General features: G+C 70.0%; 19 protein-coding genes. 7 read left to right on the top strand and 12 right to left on the bottom strand.

Going from position 1 to position 21,162, the window contains the following annotated elements; all coding sequences use genetic code 11:
* Positions 1-258 precede the first annotated feature (258 nt).
* Positions 259-1,734: an alpha-N-arabinofuranosidase gene (locus tag AB0J33_RS07715; protein ID WP_363611026.1), complete on the top strand. Its 1,476-nt coding sequence runs from the start codon at positions 259-261 to the stop codon at positions 1,732-1,734.
* Between the two features lie 97 nt (positions 1,735-1,831).
* Here the strand turns inward: AB0J33_RS07715 and AB0J33_RS07710 are convergent, their stop codons facing one another.
* The 7 genes from AB0J33_RS07710 to AB0J33_RS07680 form a co-directional block, all read right to left on the bottom strand.
* Positions 1,832-3,406, bottom strand: coding sequence for an alpha/beta hydrolase-fold protein (locus AB0J33_RS07710; protein ID WP_363611024.1), 1,575 nt, complete (start codon positions 3,404-3,406; stop codon positions 1,832-1,834).
* 329 nt (positions 3,407-3,735) lie between these two features.
* Entirely contained in the window at positions 3,736-5,253 is a 1,518-nt protein-coding gene (locus AB0J33_RS07705) for an aldehyde dehydrogenase (NADP(+)) (RefSeq protein ID WP_363611022.1), read from the bottom strand.
* Positions 5,250-6,458, bottom strand: a complete 1,209-nt coding sequence (locus AB0J33_RS07700; RefSeq protein WP_363611020.1) for a fumarylacetoacetate hydrolase family protein — start codon at positions 6,456-6,458, stop codon at positions 5,250-5,252. The genes AB0J33_RS07705 and AB0J33_RS07700 overlap by 4 nt, the downstream gene beginning before the upstream one ends.
* The gene (locus AB0J33_RS07695) at positions 6,455-7,636 is read right to left on the bottom strand and encodes a mandelate racemase/muconate lactonizing enzyme family protein (RefSeq protein WP_363611018.1); all 1,182 of its coding nucleotides are present in this window, start codon (positions 7,634-7,636) and stop codon (positions 6,455-6,457) included. The genes AB0J33_RS07700 and AB0J33_RS07695 overlap by 4 nt, the downstream gene beginning before the upstream one ends.
* 8 nt (positions 7,637-7,644) lie before the next feature.
* On the bottom strand, positions 7,645-8,475 hold the full coding sequence (locus tag AB0J33_RS07690; RefSeq protein WP_363611016.1) for a carbohydrate ABC transporter permease: 831 nt from the start codon (positions 8,473-8,475) through the stop codon (positions 7,645-7,647).
* Complete coding sequence (locus tag AB0J33_RS07685) at positions 8,472-9,425, bottom strand: sugar ABC transporter permease (RefSeq protein WP_363611014.1); 954 nt, start codon at positions 9,423-9,425, stop codon at positions 8,472-8,474. Before AB0J33_RS07685 ends, AB0J33_RS07690 begins: the two co-directional genes overlap by 4 nt.
* Positions 9,426-9,501: 76 nt before the next feature.
* Positions 9,502-10,695, bottom strand: a complete 1,194-nt coding sequence (locus AB0J33_RS07680) for a sugar ABC transporter substrate-binding protein (protein WP_363611012.1) — start codon at positions 10,693-10,695, stop codon at positions 9,502-9,504.
* 165 nt (positions 10,696-10,860) lie between these two features.
* Here AB0J33_RS07680 and AB0J33_RS07675 point away from each other — a divergent pair, with 165 nt between their 5' ends.
* Together AB0J33_RS07675 and AB0J33_RS07670 are read left to right on the top strand one after the other, a co-directional pair.
* Complete coding sequence (locus tag AB0J33_RS07675) at positions 10,861-11,703, top strand: IclR family transcriptional regulator (RefSeq protein ID WP_363611010.1); 843 nt, start codon at positions 10,861-10,863, stop codon at positions 11,701-11,703.
* A gap of 178 nt (positions 11,704-11,881) precedes the next feature.
* Positions 11,882-12,766 carry a CDP-diacylglycerol diphosphatase gene (locus AB0J33_RS07670; RefSeq protein ID WP_363611008.1) on the top strand — a complete coding sequence of 295 codons (885 nt, stop codon included), beginning with the start codon at positions 11,882-11,884 and terminating at the stop codon, positions 12,764-12,766.
* Between the two features lie 52 nt (positions 12,767-12,818).
* On the opposite strand, the gene AB0J33_RS07665 is transcribed toward AB0J33_RS07670, so the two are convergent.
* Together AB0J33_RS07665 and AB0J33_RS07660 are read right to left on the bottom strand one after the other, a co-directional pair.
* Positions 12,819-13,427, bottom strand: coding sequence for a WHG domain-containing protein (locus AB0J33_RS07665; RefSeq protein WP_363611006.1), 609 nt, complete (start codon positions 13,425-13,427; stop codon positions 12,819-12,821).
* Entirely contained in the window at positions 13,420-14,256 is an 837-nt protein-coding gene (locus AB0J33_RS07660; RefSeq protein ID WP_363611004.1) for an alpha/beta hydrolase, read from the bottom strand. The genes AB0J33_RS07665 and AB0J33_RS07660 overlap by 8 nt, the downstream gene beginning before the upstream one ends.
* Before the next feature lie 99 nt (positions 14,257-14,355).
* On the opposite strand from AB0J33_RS07660, the gene AB0J33_RS07655 reads away from it, so the two are divergent.
* Complete coding sequence (locus AB0J33_RS07655; protein ID WP_363611002.1) at positions 14,356-14,958, top strand: class I SAM-dependent methyltransferase; 603 nt, start codon at positions 14,356-14,358, stop codon at positions 14,956-14,958.
* A 92-nt stretch (positions 14,959-15,050) separates the two neighbouring features.
* On the opposite strand, the gene wrbA is transcribed toward AB0J33_RS07655, so the two are convergent.
* Together wrbA and AB0J33_RS07645 are read right to left on the bottom strand one after the other, a co-directional pair.
* Positions 15,051-15,650, bottom strand: coding sequence for an NAD(P)H:quinone oxidoreductase (wrbA, locus tag AB0J33_RS07650; RefSeq protein ID WP_363611000.1), 600 nt, complete (start codon positions 15,648-15,650; stop codon positions 15,051-15,053).
* A gap of 213 nt (positions 15,651-15,863) precedes the next feature.
* On the bottom strand, positions 15,864-16,196 hold the full coding sequence (locus tag AB0J33_RS07645) for a carboxymuconolactone decarboxylase family protein (RefSeq protein ID WP_363610998.1): 333 nt from the start codon (positions 16,194-16,196) through the stop codon (positions 15,864-15,866).
* A gap of 400 nt (positions 16,197-16,596) precedes the next feature.
* Between AB0J33_RS07645 and AB0J33_RS07640 the strand changes: the two genes are divergently transcribed.
* Positions 16,597-17,862 carry an alpha/beta hydrolase-fold protein gene (locus AB0J33_RS07640; protein WP_363610996.1) on the top strand — a complete coding sequence of 422 codons (1,266 nt, stop codon included), beginning with the start codon at positions 16,597-16,599 and terminating at the stop codon, positions 17,860-17,862.
* A 145-nt stretch (positions 17,863-18,007) separates the two neighbouring features.
* Here the strand turns inward: AB0J33_RS07640 and AB0J33_RS07635 are convergent, their stop codons facing one another.
* Positions 18,008-18,721: an alpha/beta hydrolase gene (locus AB0J33_RS07635; protein WP_363610994.1), complete on the bottom strand. Its 714-nt coding sequence runs from the start codon at positions 18,719-18,721 to the stop codon at positions 18,008-18,010.
* A 169-nt stretch (positions 18,722-18,890) separates the two neighbouring features.
* Here AB0J33_RS07635 and AB0J33_RS07630 point away from each other — a divergent pair, with 169 nt between their 5' ends.
* Positions 18,891-20,129, top strand: coding sequence for an MFS transporter (locus AB0J33_RS07630; RefSeq protein ID WP_363610992.1), 1,239 nt, complete (start codon positions 18,891-18,893; stop codon positions 20,127-20,129).
* A 211-nt stretch (positions 20,130-20,340) separates the two neighbouring features.
* The gene (locus tag AB0J33_RS07625; protein ID WP_363610990.1) at positions 20,341-21,126 is read left to right on the top strand and encodes a hypothetical protein; all 786 of its coding nucleotides are present in this window, start codon (positions 20,341-20,343) and stop codon (positions 21,124-21,126) included.
* The last annotated feature ends 36 nt before the right edge of the window (positions 21,127-21,162 follow it).

Here is a 21,162-nt window from a genome sequence, read left to right as displayed (position 1 = left end):
CGCGCCTGTGAGCGCTCACAACGCCGAACTTCGACACCCCGGCCGTGTTCCCTTGCGGAAACGCGGTCGGTAACGTTTACATAGATCGAGAACGTAATCGAAGACGATCACGTTGTCCAGAGCTCACACCGCCCCCACCACCCCTCGGTCCGCGCCCGGGTAGCGATCTCCCCGGCGGACCTCGCACGAAGGGAGCCAGCCCTGAACACCCACCTTCAGGCCCGCCTGACCCTGGACCCCCGCCGACGCGTCGCACCGGTGCCACGCCGGCTCTTCGGCTCGTTCGTGGAGCACCTGGGCCGCTGTGTCTACAACGGGATCTACGAGCCGCGACACCCGACGGCCGACGCGGACGGCTTCCGGGGCGACGTCCTCGCGCTGGTCCGCGAGCTGGGCGTCACCACCGTGCGCTATCCGGGCGGCAACTTCGTCTCGTCCTACCGCTGGGAGGACGGCGTCGGTCCGGTCGACCAACGGCCGGCCCGGCTCGACCTCGCCTGGCACAGCCTGGAGACCAACGCGTTCGGGCTCGACGAGTTCATGCGCTGGGTCGGCAAGGCGGGCGTCGACCCGATCATGGCGATCAACCTCGGCACCCGGGGCACCGCCGAGGCCATCGACCTGCTGGAGTACGCCAATCACCGCGGCGGTAGTCACCTCGCCGACCAGCGCCGCGACAACGGGGCGACCGAGCCGTACGGCATCAGGCTGTGGTGCCTGGGCAACGAGATGGACGGCCCGTGGCAGGTGGGCCAGCGGAGCGCGACCGAGTACGGGCGTCTCGCGGCGCAGACCGCGAAGGCCATGCGCCGCTTCGACCCCGATCTCGAACTCGTCGCCTGCGGCTCGTCGCACCTCGGCATGCCGACCTTCGGCAGCTGGGAACGCGACGTGCTGACCGAGGCGTACGACGACGTCGACCTGATCTCGCTGCACGCCTACTACCAGCCGGTCGACGACGACCTGGCCAGCTTCCTCGCCTCGGCCGAGGACATGGACCGGTACATCGACGCCGTCACCGCCATCGCCGACTCGGTCGGGGCGATCCGCAGGTCGACCAAGAAGATCATGATCGCGTTCGACGAGTGGAACGTCTGGTACCAGTCCGCCGCCCCGTCCACGCCGCCGAGCGGCGAGGACTGGCCGGTCGCACCGCCACTGCTGGAGGATCACTACAGCGTGGCCGACGCCGTCGTCGTCGGTGGCCTGCTCATCAGCCTGCTGCGGCACAGCGACCGGGTGACCGCGGCGTGCCAGGCCCAACTGGTCAACGTCATCGCGCCGATCATGACCGAGACGGGCGGTTCGGCCTGGCGGCAGACCATCTTCCACCCCTTCGCCCGCACTGCCCGGCACGCCCAGGGCGCCGTGCTGGACGTGCTCCGCGAGGGCAGCACCACGACCACCGACCGCTACGGTGAGGTCGACGCGGTCGACGCGGTCTCCACCTGGGACGACAGCACCGGCGAGATGACCGTGTTCCTCGTCAACCGCACCACCACCACCCCGGCCGAGGTGACCGTCGACGTCTCCGGCGCCCAGGTCACCGGCATCATCGAGTGCGTCACCGTCGGCGGAGGCGACCTGCACGCCAAGAACACCGCCGACGGCCCGGACCACGCCGAGCCACGTCCCAACGGCACGGCACGCGGCGCCGACACCAGTGTCCAGCTGACGCTTCCGCCGGCATCCTGGACGATGCTGCGGCTGCGGGCCACCGCGACGACCCCGTGATCGGCTGACGACGCACCCCGGCCGCGCGCCCTGGCTTCACCAGGGGCCGCGCGGCCGGGGCTTCCCCACCACAGGGAGTACGGGTCGGGCCCGGGGGTTACCGGACGTCGACGGGGGTGCTCCGGGAATCGTTGAAGAGCTTGTCGCCCCGGTAGCGGGCGACCAGCGGCGCGTCCAACTCGCCATGGACGTTCTTCGTCAACCGGGCGACGCCGTGGCGTACCGGGGCCGACCCGAGGTGCGTGTCACCGGCGTAGAAGTCGACGGTGCCGGAGGGCGCCGAGGTGCTGGTGCTGACCGCGCCGACCGTCGCGGTGGCGGTGACCTTCGTGTGCGGTGACCCGCCCGCCGTCGCCGTGCTGACGTCGAGGGCGGTCGTGGTGGCCCGGAACGTCAGGGTGCGCAGGTAGTGGTTCAGCAGCGGACGCCAGACGTGCCAGGTGTGCACGCCCGGCACGTTGTACTCGTCCAGCTCGACGCCGGCGGCCCGCAGGGCGGCGGCGTTGCGCTGCGAGTTCTCGGCGATGTTGCCCAGTCGGTCCTGCAGCCCGGTGCCGATCATGATGCCGCCGGCCACCGCCTTCATGCTTTCGACCTGCGCCGGGGTGGCGGCCGGGCCGCCCGCGCTCCAGGCCGCGTGGTAGCCAAACAGGTCGGTGTGGTTGTACATGATGGTGTACGCCCGGCTGCCGCCGGCGGAGAAGCCGGCGAACGCGCGGTCCTGGGCCCGGGTCGAGACGTGGTAGTTCTGCTCGACGAACGGGAAGATGTTGTCGCGTAGCTCGTCGACGTAGCCCTCGTTGCCACCGGGCAGGCCGTTGAAGTCGGTCGACACGATGACCATGGGCTCCACCGCACGGTCCTTGATCGCGTTCTCCAGGATGAGGTGGGCCACGCCCTGCATCGTCCAGGCCGTCGAGTGGTCACCGCTGCCGTGACTCAGGTAGAGCGTCGGGTACGGCGTGGCCCGGTCGGGGTCGTAGCCGTGCGGCAGGTAGACGACGATGTCGTGCGCTCCGGCCGGGTTGGTCGACAGCGGTGAGGTGTACCGCCGGGACTCCAGCCGGCCGACCTTGGCCACCGGCGCCTGGTAACCGGTGTCGTACGTGGGGAACTTCCCGCTGGCCGGGACGTAGATCGTGCTGCGTACCGCGCCGGGCGCCCCGGGGTACTGCGGTTGGATCTCCCACCGGTTGGCGGGGTCGTCGTGCAGGGCGCAGCCAGTGGCGAGCTCGTTGGCGCAGTCGTGGGTGAACGCGTAGCGGAAGGTGCCCGCCGGCAGCGGCGTGGTGAAGGTCCACACCCCGTCGGGGCCCTTCCGCATGGCCTGGATGTGCCACGGGGTGGCCGCGACGTCGCCGGGCTGCCACTCGGCCGGCGGTCGGGCGTCACCGCAGTCCTGGCAGGTGATGCTCTCCGGTCGGGAGTAGAACCAGTCGCCGTAGACGTGGACCTGCTGGACGTCCTCGGGCGCCCGGTACCGGAAGGTGACGGCGTACCCGGTCGGGGGCTTGTCGGTGCGGGTGACGGTCGGGCCCAGGGGCGCGGGCGGCGCGGCCGACGCCGCCGGAGCGGCGACCGTCGCGGCGGTGACGGTGAGGGCGGCGAGCAGCGCGAGCAGCAGCCGGCGTGTCGGTGCCGGCGTCAGGGGACGGGGTGGTGCAACGGGCATGGTCCTGCTCCCTCTTCGGTGTGTGGTCAGACCGCACCGAGCGGTCGACCGACCATTCGATGGTGAGGTGAAGGGATACCAGTGACGAACGATGCAGCTTTGCGAGCGCTAACATCGTTACCTGTCGGAAACAGAACCATGAATTGCATTGACGGTCAAGACGGCTTTGCGACCTCAACGGAAAGAATTACACCGAAAACAATTTGGGCAGGGTTCAGCGTCACCGGAGCGGGTGGCGCGCGAATTTTCTGTCCGGCCGATTTGCCAACGAATTCGCGCGCCAGCCGCCCCGGTGCGGAAACGCGCCCGTGGCCGACGTGCCGACGCGGCTATTGCGCCGCCGGCTGCAACCTCCCGTCGACTCGCCGGGAAATGGCGACGTACTCGTCTCGCAACTCCTCGGGGAGCAGCCAGGACGGGGCGTCCTGCCACGCCAGCGGGCGGAGGAACCGCCGGATCGACGTGGCGCCCACCGACGTGTGCACGGCGTTGGTCGACGGCCAGGGCCCGCCGTGGTGCTGGGCCCACGACACCCGGACACCGGTCGGATAGCCGTCGAAGACGATGCGACCCGCGCGGGCGGCGAGCACGTCGACCAGTCGACGCACACCGTCGGCGTCGTCACCCGGTCCGCGATGGAGCGATCCGGTCAGCGACGGCGGGACCGCGGCCAGCGCCGCGTCGAGGTCGGTGGTGTCGTCGTAGCGGACCACGACCATGAGCGGACCGAAGCACTCGTCGGCGATCTCGGCGGTCAGTGCCGGCAGGCCGACCTCCAGGAGGGTCGGTGCGACGGTGAAGCCCGCGCCGGGGTCGACCTGCGGCCTCGCCGCGACACGGGCGCCGGCCCGCTCGAACTCCGCGGCCCGGCTCTCGTACGCGTCCCGGATGCGCTGGTTGAGCAGAACCGCGCCACCGGAGGCGGCGACCCGTGCCCGCAGCGCGTCGACGAGGTGGTCGCCGCCCGGGTTCGACGGGATGAACGCCAGGCCCGGCTTGGTGCATAGCTGACCGCCCGAGTTCGTGAAGGAGCCGAACAGTCCCTCGGCGATCTGGTCCCCCCGCTCGGCGGCCGCGTCAGGCAGGACGACGATCGGGTTCACACTGCTCAGTTCGGCGTACAGGGGAATGGGATCGGGTCGCTCGTCGATGGCCGCCTGGATGGCGCGGGCCGCGTTGACCGAGCCGGTCAGGGCGGCGGCGCGGATCGCCGGATGGCGTACCAGCGAGCGGCCCGCCTGCTCCCCGTACACGATCGCGACGACACCGTCGGGCCCGCCGAGGTCGCGGACGGCCGACTCGATCGCGGCGGCCGAGGCGTGCGAGGTCAGCGGGTGCGACGGGTGGGCCTTCAGGATCGTCGGGCACCCGGCGGCGAGCGCGGCGGCCGTGTCACCGCCCGCGACCGAGAAGGCGAACGGGAAGTTGCTGGCCCCGAAGACCGCGACCGGTCCGAGGGGTACGAGCATCCGCCGCACGTCCGGGCCGGGCCCGAGCGGTGTGTCGGCGGCGTGGTCGATGGCCGCCTCGACGTACGCCCCGTCGCGCAGCACCTCGCCGAACATCCGGAACTGGACGGCGGCCCGGTTGAGTTCCCCGTCGAGGCGCGCGTGGCTGAGCCCGGTCTCCGCCTCGGCGGCGGCGACCAGGTCCACCCGCCGGGATTCCAGCGACGCGGCGATGGCGTCCAGCAGCTCCGCGCGGCCGAGTCTCCCCCGGTCGGCCAGCCACCGCGCCGCCCGGGACGCCTGACCGGCGATCACCTCCAGCCGAGACTCGTCGGTCTCGGTGAGATCCGTCGCGCGACGCTTACCGTCGCGCGGATCGACCGTGCTGACCACGTTCACAGCAGTCCTCTCCTCACCAGATTGCCCATGAGATCGCGGACGCCGAAGTGCCAGGGCTCGCACTCCTCCGCATGCCGCACCCGATTGACCAGGGTGCCGAGCGCCGGACAGCTGATCCGTACCACGTCGTCGACCTTGTGGGTGAAGCCCTCGCCGGGGCGGTCGCGGTCCTGGATGGGCGCGAACATGGTGCCGAGCATCAGGGCCGCGCCGTCGGGGTAGCGGTGGTGCGGGCCGATCAGCTGCCGCACCAACTCCTCCGGGTCGCGCGACATCCGGGTCATCTCCGAGACCGCCTCCAGGCGGAAGCCGTCCACGCCGTCGACCTCCAGGCGCACCTCGAGTTCGCGTACCCGATCCATGCCGAACCGGTCGTCGAAGAGCCGGATCAGGGGGCCGAGGGCACAGGAGGCGTTGTTGTCCTTCGCAAGGGGAAGCAGGAGCGCGGAGCGGCCCTCGATGTCGCGCAGGTTCACGTCGTTGCCCAGGGTGGCGCCGATGATCCGACCGCTGGACTGGACGATGAGGGTGACCTCGGGTTCCGGGTTGTTCCAGGTCGACGCGGCGAGCACGCCGACCGGGACGCCCGTGCCGACGGCGGAGAGGATCTGACCCTTGGTGAAGATCTCGGCGTCCGGGCCGATCCCCACCTCCAGGTACTGACTCCAGATGCCCTCGGCGACCAGCAGACTCTTGAGCCGATCCGCCTCGGCCGAGCCGGCCCGCAGGCTGTGCAGGTCGACACCGACGTCGGCGAGCATGCGGTGCCGGATCTCCGCCGCGAGCGCGAGGTCGCCCCGCGCCCGTTCCTCGATCACGCGTTCGATCATCGAGATGGGGAAGGTCACGCCGGCGGCCTTGAGCGCCTGGAGGTCGACCGGGGCGAGCAGCCAGGGCCGGGCAGGATCCCGGGTCGTGGCTGCCGTGTTGGCCAGGATGTCCGCGAAGTCGCCCACCGGAGTTCCGTCGAGCCCGGCCACCGTCGCGGCGGGATCGGGCAGCTCGCAGATGTCCCGGACGGTCGGGAACCGGTGGCTGATGTCGATGACCTCGCCGCCGCGCACGGTCACCGGCGAGGGGCCGTCGCCGTTCGGATCCCAGATCCGGCCGATGAGGACGCTGTCGGCATCGTCCGGCAACGCCTCGGCGGCGGTCCCGACCCAGTCCGCACCCGCGGCCAGCCCCCGGGGCCGTGGCACCGTCATGAGTCGCGCTCCAGGTTGAAGAAGGACCGCTCGTCGCGGGGACGGATGTCGAAGACGGCGTCCTGGAACATTCGCAGCGGGTGCGGTGTGAACGGGTGCCGCTCGATCGCGGCGAGATCGAGCTCGATGCCCAGGCCGACTCCGGTCGGGATGAGGATGTCACCGTCGTCGGTCAGCACCAGCCGCTCGTTGGTGATCTCGGGCCGCCAGGGCACGTCGGTCGCCATGATCTCCAGATACCGGAAGTTGGGCAGGGTCGCCCCGAGTTGCAGCGTCGCGGCCGTGCTCAGCGGACCGCTCGGGTTGTGCGGCGCGAAGCCCACGTAGCTGGTCGCGGCGAGCGTCGAGATGAAGGCCAGCTCGGCGATCCCGCCGGCGTGCGTCACGTCGGGCTGGACGAAGTCGACCGCCTGACGGGCCAGCGCCGGCGCGAACCCCTGCCGGCCGTACCACCGCTCCCCCGCCGCGATCGGCACCGGCGAGGCGCGACGGATGTCGACGAGCGCGTCGAGGTTGTCCGGCGGGCACGGCTCCTCGAACCACACCGGGTCGAACTGGGCGATCTCCTTGGCGACCTTGATGGCGTGCCGGACGTCGAAGCGGCCGTGCCCCTCGACGAACAGCTCCACCTCGCGGCCCACCGCGCCCCGGACGGCGTCGATCTGGGCGAGCACCCGGTCCAACTGCGCCGTGCTGATGGTGAGGTCGTAGTTCTCGAACGGGTCCCACTTGAGGCCCCGGAAGCCGGACTCGACCGTCCGGCGCGCGGCGGCGGCGTAGTCCTCCGGCGTGACGGCGCCGGAGAACCAACCATTCGCGTACGCGCGGACCCGGTCCCGGGTCGCGCCGCCGAGCAGCCGGGAGACGGGTACGCCCAGGTCGCGCGCCGAGATGTCCCACAGGGCCATCTCCAGCGAGCTCAACGCCGTCATGATGACCGGCCCGCCGCGCCAGTACCAGTCCCGCGCGGTCTCGTAGAGGATCTTGGAGATGCTGGTGGGATCCAGGCCCACCACCGCCTCGGCCAGCTCGGCGATGGCGCCCTGGACGGCGCGTTCCTTGCCCTCCAGGGTGGCCTCACCGAGGCCGACGATCCCCTCGTCGGTGTGGACCCGCACGATGACGAGGTTCGTGCGGTAGAAGTCGACGACCAGTGTGTCGACAGAGACGATCTTCATCTTTCGGCTCAACCCTTCACCGCACCGGCGGTCATGCCGGACACCACGTACTTCTGAACCAACAGGTAGAAGGCGACGGCAGGCAGTGTGAACAGGAAGGCGACAGCCATCACCGTCTGGATCGGTGTACCCAGTTCGCCGATGAAGTTCGCGATGCCGACCGAGGCTGGTTGCAGGTTCGGGTCGAAGATGAACGTCACCGCGAACACGTACTCGTTCCAGGCGTGGAAGAAGGCGATGACCGCGGTGGCCGCGATCGACGGCGCGATGAGCGGCACGTTGATCCGGGTCAGGGTGGTGAACGGCCGGGCGCCGTCGGCACGCGCGGCTTCCTCCAGTTCCTTCGGGATGCCGTCGATGGCGCCCTTGAGGATCAGCGCGACGATCGGCAGGACGAAGGCGGAGTTCACCAGGACGAGGCCGGTCAGCGAGTCGAGCAGATCGAACCGGCGGAACAGCGCGAACAGCGGGACGACCATGAGCGCCTCGGGCAGCATCTGCGTGAACAGCAGCACGACGGTCAGCACGGCCTTGCCCCAGAACGAGAACCGGGACAGCGCGTAGCCGAGCGGGATGCCCAGGCCGACGGAGAGGACCATCGTGCCGACGGCGATGATCAGGCTGTTGAGCAGCCATCCGGCCGCCTTGCCCTCGGCGAGCGCGTCCACGAAGACCCCGAACTGGCCGAGGTCGGGCGTGAGCCGGGGCTTGTCGGCGAAGAGGTCGCTGTTGCTGGACAGCGCCGTGACGAACATCCAGTACAGCGGGAACACCGCGACACCCAGCACGACGAGCACGGCGACGATCCGTGCGGTGACACCGAAACGGAAGCGCCTCATCGGACGTCCCCCTTCTCCACGGCACGGGCGACCAGGCGGCTGCCGATGATGACGATGAGCGAGATGACGACGCCGACCATTCCGATGGCCGCCGCCGATCCGAGTTCCTTGGAGTCGAACGCCTGCGAGTAGAGGTCGATGACGAGCGTCTCGGTGGCACCGACCGGGCCGCCCTTGGTCATCAGCCAGATCAGCTCGAACCGCCGCAGCGACCAGATCGTCATCAGCAACGCCAGCAGACCCACGGTTGGCTTGATGACCTGCCAGGTGACGGCGCGGAAGGTGGCCCACCGTCCGGCGCCGTCCACGGTCGCGGCCTCGTTGAGGTCCTGCGGAACGGACTGCAGGGCGGAGAGCAGCACCACCGAGGTGAACGGGAACAGCTGCCAGATCGTCGTAGCGAGCACCGCCGGGAGCGCGTAGCGCGGGCTGTCCAGGATGGCGCCGCCGGGCACCCCGAGGCCCACGGCGTCGAGGAAGCGGTTCACGATGCCGTACTGCGCGTTGAGCATCCAGGTGGCGATGAGCGCGACCGCGATTCCGGGGGCGGCCCAGGGGACGGTCACCAGCGCCCGCGCCACGCCCCGGCCCCGGAACTTCCGGTTGAGCAGGAGCGCGACGACCAGCCCGGCACCGATCGCGACGACGACGCAGGTGACCACGTAGACGAAGGTGATCAGCAGGGTGCGGTGGAACTCGGGGTCGCCGAAGATCCGGTTGAAGTTGTCCAGCCCGACCCACTCGCTGCGGGTGGGGTTGAGCAGCCTCGTCCTGGTGAAGCTGAGGTACACCTCCTGCACGAGGGGTACCGCCTGGAAGACGAGGATGAAGAGGGCGGCGGGTGCCAGGAACAGGTACGGCGTCCACTTGCTGCCCAGTGGGCTGGGCCGCCGCCGGCCCCGGGCTGGGGGTGTTGTCTTCGGTGCTCCGGTCTGCTCGACCACAGTCATCGGGATTGATCCTTCGGGGGGAAGGACGCTGCCGGCGCACGGGTCGTCGCGCCGGCAGCGTCGCCGTGTCGAGCGGTCAGCGGACCAGTTCGGTCGCCTGCTGCTGGGCACGATCCAGCGCCGACTTCAGGTCGGCCTTGCCCTGCAACGCCGCGACCACGTTCTGCACGACCACCTTGCGGATGTCCGGCGTCTTGGCCTCGAAGCCCAGCACGATCTGCGGCAGGCTGGTGTCGGTGAGCCCGTCGAAGACGGGGAGGAACGGGGTCGCCTTGAGCGTCTCGGCGCTGCGTTGCGTGGTGGTGGCGACACTGCTCGCCCCGAGAATCTCCTGCAGCTTGACCTGGTTCTGCGGCTCCAGCGCCCACTTGATGAAGGTGCCGGCCTCGTCCTTGCCCTCACTCGCCTCGTTGATCACGATTGGCGCGAGGATCGCGCCCTGCTTGCGGACCGGGAACGGAATGGGCGCGACGTTGAAGTTCAGCTTCGCGTTCTGACCACGGGTGGCGGTCACGTAGCCGCCGTTGTTGAGTTCCATCCCGACCTTGCCCTCGGCGAACATCCGCCTGAACGTCGCCGCGTCCGCGCCGCGCGGGATCACGTTCGCGTCGTACAGGTCCTTGAATGCCTGTAGGCCCTTGAGGTTCTCGGGCGAGTTGATCGTCAGGTTCTTCCCGTCGGACCACGCTCCACCGAAGCCGTAGACGTAGTTGAAGATGTCCTGCCAGACACCGGCCTCCTCGGCCTCGGTCTGGCGGAACGCCAGGCCGAAGACGTCGCCCTTGGTCAGCGACTTCGCGGTGGAGGTGAACTGCTCGTAGGTGGTCGGCGGCGTCGGGATCAGGTCGGCGTTGTAGAACATCGCGTAGTTCGACGCCTCGAAGATGACGCCGTGCCGGACACCGTCGTGGACCATGAACTGGTCCGGCTGCTTGAGCAGGTCGTACTTGCTGGCGTCGATCACCTTGTCCAGTGGCGCGACGAGGCCGGCGTCCGAGGCGGCCTCGAACTCGGGCATGTCGAACCGGACCAGGTCGGGGCCCTTGCCGCTGCCCATCTGCGTGAGCACGGTCTGGCCGAAGGTCGGGTACGGCACCGCGGCGGCGGAGACCTGGATCTTGGTCTGGCTCTGGTTGAACTCGTCGAGCCACTTGGTCAACAGGGGCCCGCGGCCCGGGTCGCCGAAGGTCGAGGCGGCGAAGGTCAGTTTGGTGACGCCGTCGCCGGAGTCGCCGTCCGAGCCGCAACCGGTCAAGAGAGCGGCGACCAAGCCGAGGGCACATGTCGCCCGGGCGATGCCGAAATGAGCGCGCTTATTACCCATCGTTACTCCACTGTTACGAGTTGGCGTCAAGCCGATGAAATTGCAACGATCGTAGCGCCATGTGCAACGAAGTCAAGTGGCGATTGCGTATCGCGTCATCTATATTGCATAATGTGCAATGACAGCGACGGCGCTGCCCGTCGCGCGAGGGGAGACACAGCCTTGGCGCAATCGATTCGCCGCGCGATCGACCTCATCCGTCGATCCGCGGAGCACCCGCTGTCCCTTACGGAGGCTGCGGACGTGCTCGGCGTCCACAAGTCCACAGCCCTGCGCATCCTGCAAACACTGGAGTCCGCGCGCTTCGTCCGCCGGACCGGCGCGGGCACCTACGTGCTCGGCAGCGGCCTGATCGAGTTGTCCGAGCTCGCGCTCGGCTCGATGGACCTCCGCCAGCCCGCCGCGGCACACCTTCGTGCGCTGCAACGCGAGACCGGCCACACCGTACACCTGGCGCAACTGACCGGTGACGAGATCATCTATATCGACAAGGTGGACAGCCCGGCGTTCGACTCCGTCAAGCTGCCGTCGCGAGTGGGACGAGCTGTCTCGATCTATGCGAGCGCCGTCGGCAAGACCATCCTGGCCTACCTTCCCCGCGAGGAACGCGACCGGCTGCTCTCCCACGTCGTCTTCGAGAGATTCACCGACACCACCTTCACCGACCACGACGCCCTCGAAGCCGAGCTGGCCCGCATCCAGGAACGTGGCTGGGCCGCCGACAACGGCGAGCACGACGCGTACGTGATGTGCGTGGCCGCGCCGATCAGGGACTCGCGGGGGCAGGTCATCGCCGCCGCCTCGATCACGGCGATCGAGGTCATCGCGAGCCTCGACCAGCTGAAGGTCAACCTTCCGCTGCTCCTGGAGACCGCCAACAAGATTTCGTACGAGCTCGGCTACGCGCCTGCGCTCCCGACGAGCCCGGAGGGTGACCGCCACCCCACGACCTGACCGCGCACGTCCCGGCCGGTCACCGCGTCATCCGGCCACGCCGGAAAGCTCTCGCACGGCGGCGACACGATCAGGCGACCCGTTCACCGGCCGACGCGTCGAATGCCGCTTTCGCCCTACTCTCGACACGTTCATGTTCGCCTCGGTACGGCAACCCTGGAGAGTGACGATGAGCGGAATGGCCCGACGTCAGTTCGTCCGACTCTCCGGCACCGCCGGCGCCACGGGACTGCTGGGTCTGGTCGGCGCGGATCGGGCGCTGGCCGACGGAGGCACGACCCCCGAGCCGTCGCCTTCGACCCCCGGCGGCCCCGGCGCCACCACCTGCCCCACACCCTCGGCCCTGTGCGGCTACCCCACCGACACCGGCGGTAGGTACGACCTGTGGGACCGGGTTCAGGTCTGCGCGGGCACCAGGACCGGACCTCCGTTTCCGCAGTGCCTACGGACGACCCCCACGTACGTCATCCTCAATGGAGGATCGGGGTCCAACCACGACTACCTGCTCGTGCCCAGTTGCCGGATCAGCGGCATCGAGTGTCCGTTCATCACCACCGCCAACGCGCCGGACTACTGGCTGGAGGCGTGGAACAACGCACAGCCGGGGCAGCCGGGGCACGTCGTCTACCCCCACGTCGGGCTGGGCGTCAACTCGGCCGACCCGACGATCCGTCAGCAGGACCAGCTGCACATCCATCTCGCCGGCATCCACTCGGGAATCCAGCCGCAACTGAACAACCACGACAGTGCGATCACCAACAACCCCTCGCGGTGGCGCAACCAGATCGTGCCGATCTGGGGCTTGACGAGCACGGGTCAGCCCGCCCCGCGCTCGTACCGCGTGCTGCACGTCGCGAACCTGAACGGGAACCTCTTCCGCCTCCTGCTGGACACCGTGGTGCGTCCGACCGGAGGAACCATGGCCGCGCAGATCCTGGCCGTGACGCCCCGCCTGACCGGCAGCGGCGGCTTCTACGTCCTGAACAGCGAGCCCGGCCTGCCCGTCCCACCCGGGCAACCCGGCGGCACCGGCACCGTCGACTTCCTGCTCGCGTACGCCTGAGCGCCCGGCCGCCACCCGTCACCGCACCAGTGCCAGCCGGTCGACGGTGGAGTCAGTGCCCAGTCTCGCCGGCCGCGGGACCAACGGCACCGACGGTGGTGCCGGCGCGGAAGCCCTGATCGAGGAAGCTGACCAGCCAGGTGAAACTCTCGTCGACGGACGCGTCGATCTGGAACCCGCCGGCCGCCTCCAGGGTCGCGAACCCGTGCAGGACGCTGCGCAGCGTCCGCATGGCGTGAATCTCCTGGCCGGGGTCCAGCCCGTACCCGCTCAGCATGGCCGCCCAGGAGGCGAGCACCCGCTCGCTGGCCGGGATGAGCGGGTCGTCGGGGCCGGCCGGCCGGACGGCGTTGGCGGCCGCGTACCGGCCCGGGTGTTCGCGCACGTACGCCCGCATCGCCCGCGCGCCCGCGGCCAGTGCGTCGCTGCCGGATCGACCCTGGATGGCGTCGCGGATGGCATCGCCGGCCTCGTGCAGAGCCAGGATGGCGACCCGGTGCGCCAGATCGGCCTGACTGCTGACGTGCTTGTAGAGCGAAGGGGTCTTGATCCCGAGCCGTTCGGCGAGCAGGCCCATGCTGAGGTTGTCGAAGCCGACCTCGTCGACCAGCGCGGCTGCGGCCTCGGTGACCGACGCTGGAGTGAGCCGGGCCCTAGGCATGGGGCAGCGTCCGGGCGAGGAAGGGCAGGGCCAGGGCGAGGACCTCGTCGGGCGTCTGGGTGTGCGGGTAGTGGCCCGCGCCCTCGATGACGGCCAGCTCGCCGAGCCCTGGTGACAGGTCGGCGATGATGCGCTCACCCTCGGCCCGTGGGTCGGCCCAGTCGGGGTCGGCGCTGCCCTCGATCACCAGGACCGGGCAGGCGACGTTGGGCAGCTGCCGGCCGGCGTCGCTCGGGCTGGTCTTGGCCATGGCCTGGAGGACCTTCATCCGGCCGGGCTCACTCATCTTGGCCTCGATGCGCGCCAGCTCGCTGTGCCAGTCGGCGGGTTTGCTGGGAAACGCCACGTCCAGGTACTTCTTCCAGTTCGCCAGACGGCCGCGCACAAGGACCTGCGCCAGTTGCAGGTAACCGGCCCGGAAGCGCTTCACCCGCACCAGACCAGCCAGGTCGACGGACTGTTCGCGGGTGAACGGCGCCAGCTCGATGACGCCGGCGATCACCTCGGGCGCGGTGGCCGCCGCGATGGTCGCCGCGCCGCCGCTGATCGACTGGCCGATGATCACGGCCGGACCGCCGAGGTGGCGCACGACGGCGACGAGGTCGGCGGCGATGTCGGTGCGGCCGTAGCCGTCCCAACCGAGGCTGGAGTCGCCGCAGCCGCGGATGTCGACGTTGGCGACCCGGTACCCGGCCGCGGCCAGGGCCGGGGCGACGAAGCGGTAGGAGTGTCGGCTGTCGCCCATGCCGTGCGCCAGGACGACCAGCGGCCCCTGCCCGGTCACCTCGTAGGCGATGGTGTTGCCGGCAAGCTCCAGGTATTCGGTCATGACGCCCTCCAGGGTCAGCTAATGCGATTAGCTTTAAGCTAACCGCATTAGCCGCAGATGGCAAACGCCGGATGCTCCGCTGACCCGTATGGTGCGGCGATGGAAACGGCCACGGTGCGGCAGGCTTACACGTCCGTCGCGCAGCTCTACATCAGTTTGTTCGGCAGCAGCGAGCAGGTGCACCCGGACGACCTCGCCTTCATCGAGCGACACCTGACGGGTCGACCCGGTCCGGTGCTCGATCTGGGCTGCGGACCCGGCCACCTCACCGCCCACCTGCGGGCGCTGGGCGTCGACGTGGCGGGGATCGACCTGGTCCCCGAGTTCCTCGCACACGCGCGGGCGTCCCACCCGAACGTCGAGTTCCAACTCGGGTCGTTCGAACGCCTCGACGTCGCGGACGGGTCGATCGACGGCGTCCTGGCCTGGTATTCGTTGATCCATCTGCCGCCCCGGGAGCTTGACGGCGTGCTCAAGGAGTTCCGGCGGGTGCTGGCCCCGGCCGGACGGCTGGTGCTGGGCGCCTTCACCGCCGACGAGGTCGGCGCCTTCGACCACAAGGTCGCGACCGCGTACCGGTGGCCACTCGACGCGCTCTCCGAGCGCCTCACGCACGCCGGTTTCCGGGAGGTCGAACGGCTACCACGGCCCGACGACGAGCAACACCGGCCGCATGCCGCCCTCGCCGCCGTCGCCGGGTGAGGGCGAACGGGGCCGGCCTCCCCGTGCGGGAGACCGGCCCCGGATCAGCCGAGCACCGAGTCAACGCGGACTTCGGTACGGCGGCGGCGCGCTCAGGCGTTGAGCTTGCCGGCGATCTTGACGACCCGCTCGGCCATGTGGTCGAGGGCGGCGAACTGGGTGTCGCTCAGCGGGGCGTCGTTGCTTCCGCCGGTGACGTGCGAGACGCCGTACGGGTTGCCGTCGGCGAACTTCAGCGGGTCGGTGTAGCCCGGGGCGACGACCAGACCGCCGAAGTGGTGGACGGTGTTGTAGAGCGCGAGCAGGGTCGACTCCTGGCCGCCGTGCGCGGTCATCGACGCGGTGAAGCCCGCGTAAACCTTGTCGGCGAGCAGCCCCTGCGCCCACTGCGGGCCGAGCGTGTCGATGAACTGCTTGAGCTGGCTGGCGACGTTGCCGTACCGGGTGGGCGTGCCGAACAGCACGGCGTCCGCCCAGACGACGTCGTCGGCGGTCGCCTTCGGCTCGTTCTTGGTGGCGTCGAAGTGCTGGCTCCAGGCGGCGTTGGAGGCGATGGCCTCCGCCGGGGCAAGCTCCGGAACCTGCCGCAGCCGCACCTCGGCGCCGGCCTTCTCGCCAGCCTCCGCGAGGCGCTTGGCCATGGCGTGCAGGGTCCCGGTGGACGAGTAGTAGATGACGGAGAGCTTGGTCATCGGAGGCATCCTTCCTCAAAAGTAGTTGTCACCGATAAATTTGCGGCCGCAACAATTTTGACGATAGCAGCCGCCTCGCGGCACCCCAACCGCTTGACCATGCCCAACTCCGTGACGGTGCACACCCGGCCGACGAGCACCGCGGCGGCCTCCCAGCCGATGAAGCGCGCTGATTCGACCCCTGAACGCCCGGGTTGGCGGTGTGCCCGCGGGTCAGTCCTCCTGGTTGGCGAAGACCTGCTTCGCCACCGTCATCGCGGAGACCGCCCTCGGCCAGCCGGCGTAGAAGGCCAGGTGGGTGATCGCCTCGATCAACTCGGCCTCGGTGAGACCGTTGCGTTTGGCGAAGCCGAGGTGGAAGGCGAGTTGTTCGGTGTTGCCGATGCTCACCAGGGCAGCGACGGTGATCAGGCTCCGGTCCCGCTTCGCCAGCTCGGCACGTTCCCAGACCTGCCCGAACACCACGTCGTCGGTGTAGTCGACGAGAGTGGGCGCGAAGTCGCCGAACATCTTCCGCACGTTGGAGGGTTCCTTCTTCTCGGCCATCGTCTTCTCCTCGGAGAGTCATCGGAAGGCGGTACGGCGGTCCTGCCGGCGGGCTGATCAGGGCACGGTCCGGACCCTTCCGCTGCTCGACCCGTGCCTCCGGTTCATGGACATCACCCTGCCACCCGGCCGGCCGCCAACAACGGGAAACCGCAGGCCGCAGGCGGCGTGCTCGTCGATTCGGGGCCGGGACGCGCACCCGCGTCGACCCTGGACGCCCTTGACATCGACAGCAGTGCGCAGCCACACTTCCCGATGCTAATTCGATTTAGCGTCCATCGACGCCCTCGACTGCCAGTGCCCGACCAGACCGCGACGAGGGACCACAGAGGAGTCATCGCGCATGAGGGAAACGACCGGAAGACGCCGGACCAGGCGCACGATCGCGATTTTCGCGTTCATGGCAATCGGGGTGGGGGCCGTCGTGCCCGCACCGGCTGCCGCCGCCGGCAGGCCCGCCGGCAAGCAGGGTGCGACCGTGAAGGCGGACCGCACATCGCCCACCGGATACACCGTCACCTTCGTCTACCGCAATCCCCACGCCACCCAGGTACGGCTTGCCGGGGACCTGACCCTGCTCGACGTCGGCACCGGCACCACGCGGTATCAGCCGGAAGCCTGGCAGCCCGGGCGCTACCACGCCGGCGGCACCGAGTTCCTCAGGGACATGACCAGGGACTCGAAGGGCAACTGGTCGGTGTCGGTCCCGTTGCACGCCGGCGGCCTCAGCTACTGGTACCGGGTCTGGGACCCGACCCAGGGTTGGGAGAACAAGCGCATCTGGGATCCCGCCTCGACCAACCCCCGGCCGCCGGGTGAGTCCTCGTTCCGGGTCCGGAACAACGACGTGCTCGACGCCGTGTACGTCCCGTACGCCAAGAAGCAGGACGATCCGGTGCTGAAAGCCCGCGCGGCGTACGAGCTGCCGGTGGCCAGCCGGTCGAAGCGAGGCACGGTCCAGTACCTCCCGTACACCACGATCCTGGGCGACAGCGGCCACCACCTCGGCGTCTACCTGCCGGCCGGTTACAACCCCAGGCGGGCGGAGCCCTACAAGGTCGCGTACCTCGCCCACGGCATCTTCGGCGACGAGACCGACTTCATGATCCCCGCGAATGTCCCGAACATCCTGGACAACATGACGGCCAGGGGTGAGATCGAGCCCACGGTGGTCGTCACCATGGGCAACCACTTCACCGGCACCAGCCTCGGTTTCGCCTCCTACAACCAGACCAACGCGGCGAACAACCTGGTCCAGACGATCCTTCCCCTCATCGAGGGCAGGTTCAACGTCTCGACCGAGCGTGCGGGGCGTGCCTACGCCGGGTTCTCCTACGGTGGAATGACGGGCGGTGTCGTCATGAAGACGTACCCGACCACGTTCGCGTTCTACGGACACTTCTCCGGCAATCCGTCGCTCACCCCGCAGGACTACGACGCCATCGCCAACGCGGTCGGGGCCGACGACCTCTTCGTGTTCCTCGGCAATGGCGTCTTCGAGGGCAACCTCAACGCGCAGAACGCCATCGCGGACAACTTCCGGGCTCGGGGGTACGCTGCCGCGACGACCCAGGTCCCGGGCGCGCACGACGGAATGACGGCGGGTCAACTGTTCACGATCTTCGCGCGGGACCACCTGTGGTCCGGCCCGACGACGCGCCGGTGACGCCCGTGGCGGGGGCCCACCCCGGCGACCGGGCGCGCGCACCCGTCGCGGCGGGTGGGCGGCAGCCGCGGGTCCGGTAGCGACAGGCGGGCGGGGCCGGCGACCGCACGTCGCCGGCCCACCCGTCAGCTGTCCGGTCCGGCCGTCAGGTCACGGCCCGCACCGCCTCGATGATCGTCTCGGCGACCTCGCCCGGCCGGGCCACCGCCATCGCGTGCGAGCCGCCGACGACCTCGCGTTGCCCCCGGGGGTTGGCCCGCTCGGCCATGAAGCGGTGCGCGGCGGCGGGGATGTTCTTGTCGGCGTCGCCGAACACGAACCAGCTGGGCAGCGATCGCCAGGCGGGGTCACCGGTGAGCTTGTCGCTCAGGGCCTGTTCGGTGATCGGCCGCTGGGTCCGCGCCATCAGCGCGGCCACGTCGTCGGACGAGTCCGCACAGAACTGTGCGTGGTACTGGGTCTGGCCGATCGCCACCTCGTTCCCACCGGTCGACACCGGGTACTGCACCAACGTGTCGGCAAGGGTGCTGCCGGGGAACTTCGCGGACAGCGCCAGCGCCGACTCACCGGCGTCCGGGGCGAAGGCGTTGACGTACACGAGGGCCCGCACCGAGGTGTCGCCGGCAGCGGCCTGCGTAATCACCATGCCGCCGTACGAGTGCCCGACGAGGATGACCGGACCACCGATCCCCCGCACGACATCCCGCAGGTAGGCGGCGTCTCCGGCAACGCTGCGCAGCGGGTTCGCGACCGCCACCGAGTCGTACGCGGCGCCCAGCCGCTCGAGCACGCCGTTCCAGCTCGCCGACTCGGCGAACGCGCCGTGCACGAGAACGATGGTGGGCTGTGGATCAGGCATGATGGCGCTCCCTCACTCAAGCTGTTCACCGCCGGTCGCACCGGTACGCCTGGATAACCCGTTGGGCGAGGGTGAAACGTCCGGTCCGCCCGACCACCTCCCACCCTGAGCCGGCCCGCGTCGACGGGGTCGCCCGCCCGGTCCTCGCGCCCCTATAGTGAGTTCCATTATGAGACTTACTACCTTCTGGCGCTGGTGGGCCGCCGGCACGACAAGTCACCTCGGGTCGGCGGTCGGCGGGGTGGCCCTGCCGCTGACCGCGCTGACCGTGCTGGACGCGTCGGCCTTCGAGATGGGTCTGATCACGGCGGCCGGCTACCTCGCGTACCTCCTGATCAGCCTGCCGGCGGGGGTGATCGTGCAGCGCGTGGCGCTGCGCGGCATGCAGGTCGGCCTGGATCTGGTTCGGGCCCTCGCCATCGCGTCGGTCCCCCTGGCCTGGTGGTTCGACGCGCTGACGGTGGCCCACCTGATCGCGGTCGCCCTGGTCGTGAGCTTCGCGAACGTGCTGTTCGACGTGGCGAACCAGACCTTCCTGCCGGAGATCGTGCCGGCGGCGCAGTTGCAGGCACGCAACAGCCTCAACTCGGGCACGTACGCCGCCACCTCGCTGGGCGGGCCATCCCTGGGCGGCCTCGCGGTGCAGCTGCTGGGTGCGGTGCCGACGCTGTTCGTGGACGCCGTCAGCTACCTCGTCTCCGCCGTACTGCTGCGCACCCTGCCGGCCCGGCGGGTGCAGCGGCCGGCCGACCGACCACCGATGGTCACGATGATCCGCGAGGGTTGGCACTACGTGCTCCGACACCCGATCATCGGACCGTCCATGTGGGACGCCACCGCGACCAACTTCGTCAACGGCGCGATGCTGGCCCTCTTCCCCTACTACCTGGTGCGCGAGCTGCACGCGTCGCCGCTCATGGTCGGGCTGCTGCTGGCCGCCGACGGTCTCGGCACACTCGTCGGCGCCGCGGTGACGACCCGGTTCACCGACCGGTTCGGCACCGCCCGCGGTCTGATCATCTCGGCTTTCGTCGGCGTGATCGGCGCGCTCATCATCCCGCTGGGCACCGGCACCGCCGCGTTCCTCGCCTTCGCCGTCGGGAACCTCGTCTTCGCCAGCTCCACAGTGGTGCTGAGCGTGACCACCCGCACGTACCGGATGCTCGCCAGCCCGCCAGAACTCCTGTCCCGGGTGATCGCCACGGTCAAGTTCGTCTCCTGGGGCGCCATCCCGCTGGGCGGCCTGCTCGCCGGCGTCCTGGCCGGGCCGATCGGCGCCCGCACCACGCTGCTCATCTTCGGGGCGCTCACCGTCCTGTCCCCGGTCATCTACCTGTCGACCCCGATCCGCCGGCTACGCGACCTGCCGCTCGACGCCGCGCCGACACCCGCCGACGTCCGGGTGTGACGCCACGCAACGGGGTAGGGCGGACGCCGCGATATCGATGAAAGGTGTAGTCGCCGGTTTCCCGGGGCAAGAACCCGCACATGGAGGGAGCGGCAGGGTGCGAGGGGCAACTGCCCGGCCGCCGGCACCGACCCGGTGAGTCGGGGCTGGCGGGGCTGACCAGACCAATGCCGGCGGCCTGCGCCGGACCATTGCCGGCAGTTTCCGTCTGATGCGGCTGAGGCACAGCCTTCCCCCCACGGCGCTCGGCGCGATGGCGCTCGGCGCGCTGCTCGGTGCCAACCCCGCCCACGCCGATCCGGCGTCGGGGTCGCGTCTCGGGCTGGTGGAGGTCGCCACCGCACCGGCAGGCGTCCGGGTCTCGTTGGCCGACGTGGTCGAGGTGCGGTTGACCGTCCCTCTGCCCCTGCCGACGGCGGTCGTCCCCCTGCCGCCCCTACCCCTCCCATCGGCGAAACCGCTGCCGCTGCCGTCGACGAACCCGGTGCCCCTGCCGTCGACGAACCCGGTGCCGCTGCCGTCGGACGTTCCCGTGCCGACGTCACCGGCCAAGCCCTCCGTCGTTCCACCGGGTCGGCCGGCCCGCACGCCGCCGCCGCGGGCCACACCGGCAGCGTCGGCCGCGGCCTCCCCGGCCGTACGCGTCGACTCGCGACAGTCGTCAGCACCGCCGGCGTCAGTCGCGGTGACGGCCCCCCGGGGCGACGCCCCCGGCAGCTCCGCTGGCCGGACACCGGATCAGGCTGCGGCGAGGGTGGCCACCGTCACCGGACAACGGCCCAGCCAGCCGACCCGTCCCGCACCGGGGACACCGGCCTTCGTGCTGGCGCTCGCGTCCGCGCCGACCGGTGGCGGCACCGGCGGCGCCGATCCACCCACGTCGACAGCCGAAGCTCCGCCGCCCACCTCGCCACTGCGGCCAGGGCTCACCGTCACCGCCGTCGACCGGCGCGCTACCAGCCGACCGGTGGAGCGGGGTCCTCCCCCACCCCGATGACTCCTGATCACCCAGTCACGTCCACGACGTTGATCA

The organism is Micromonospora sp. NPDC049645 (assembly GCF_040675155.1).
In the GTDB taxonomy this organism is placed as follows: domain Bacteria; phylum Actinomycetota; class Actinomycetes; order Mycobacteriales; family Micromonosporaceae; genus Micromonospora.
This window is presented reverse-complemented; position numbering and strand designations above follow the sequence as displayed.

Coding starts and splice junctions, on each gene's coding strand:
- AB0J33_RS07695 (WP_363611018.1), bottom strand. CDS start 7,636: ATGAAGATCGTCTCTGTCGACACACTGGTCGTCGACTTCTACCGCACG.
- wrbA (WP_363611000.1), bottom strand. CDS start 15,650: ATGACCAAGCTCTCCGTCATCTACTACTCGTCCACCGGGACCCTGCAC.
- AB0J33_RS07710 (WP_363611024.1), bottom strand. CDS start 3,406: ATGCCCGTTGCACCACCCCGTCCCCTGACGCCGGCACCGACACGCCGG.
- AB0J33_RS07685 (WP_363611014.1), bottom strand. CDS start 9,425: ATGACTGTGGTCGAGCAGACCGGAGCACCGAAGACAACACCCCCAGCC.
- AB0J33_RS07645 (WP_363610998.1), bottom strand. CDS start 16,196: ATGGCCGAGAAGAAGGAACCCTCCAACGTGCGGAAGATGTTCGGCGAC.
- AB0J33_RS07660 (WP_363611004.1), bottom strand. CDS start 14,256: ATGACCGAATACCTGGAGCTTGCCGGCAACACCATCGCCTACGAGGTG.
- AB0J33_RS07635 (WP_363610994.1), bottom strand. CDS start 18,721: ATGCCTGATCCACAGCCCACCATCGTTCTCGTGCACGGCGCGTTCGCC.
- AB0J33_RS07700 (WP_363611020.1), bottom strand. CDS start 6,458: ATGACGGTGCCACGGCCCCGGGGGCTGGCCGCGGGTGCGGACTGGGTC.
- AB0J33_RS07630 (WP_363610992.1), top strand. CDS start 18,891: ATGAGACTTACTACCTTCTGGCGCTGGTGGGCCGCCGGCACGACAAGT.
- AB0J33_RS07690 (WP_363611016.1), bottom strand. CDS start 8,475: ATGAGGCGCTTCCGTTTCGGTGTCACCGCACGGATCGTCGCCGTGCTC.
- AB0J33_RS07655 (WP_363611002.1), top strand. CDS start 14,356: ATGGAAACGGCCACGGTGCGGCAGGCTTACACGTCCGTCGCGCAGCTC.
- AB0J33_RS07640 (WP_363610996.1), top strand. CDS start 16,597: ATGGCAATCGGGGTGGGGGCCGTCGTGCCCGCACCGGCTGCCGCCGCC.
- AB0J33_RS07625 (WP_363610990.1), top strand. CDS start 20,341: ATGCGGCTGAGGCACAGCCTTCCCCCCACGGCGCTCGGCGCGATGGCG.
- AB0J33_RS07675 (WP_363611010.1), top strand. CDS start 10,861: ATGTGCAATGACAGCGACGGCGCTGCCCGTCGCGCGAGGGGAGACACA.
- AB0J33_RS07670 (WP_363611008.1), top strand. CDS start 11,882: ATGGCCCGACGTCAGTTCGTCCGACTCTCCGGCACCGCCGGCGCCACG.
- AB0J33_RS07665 (WP_363611006.1), bottom strand. CDS start 13,427: ATGCCTAGGGCCCGGCTCACTCCAGCGTCGGTCACCGAGGCCGCAGCC.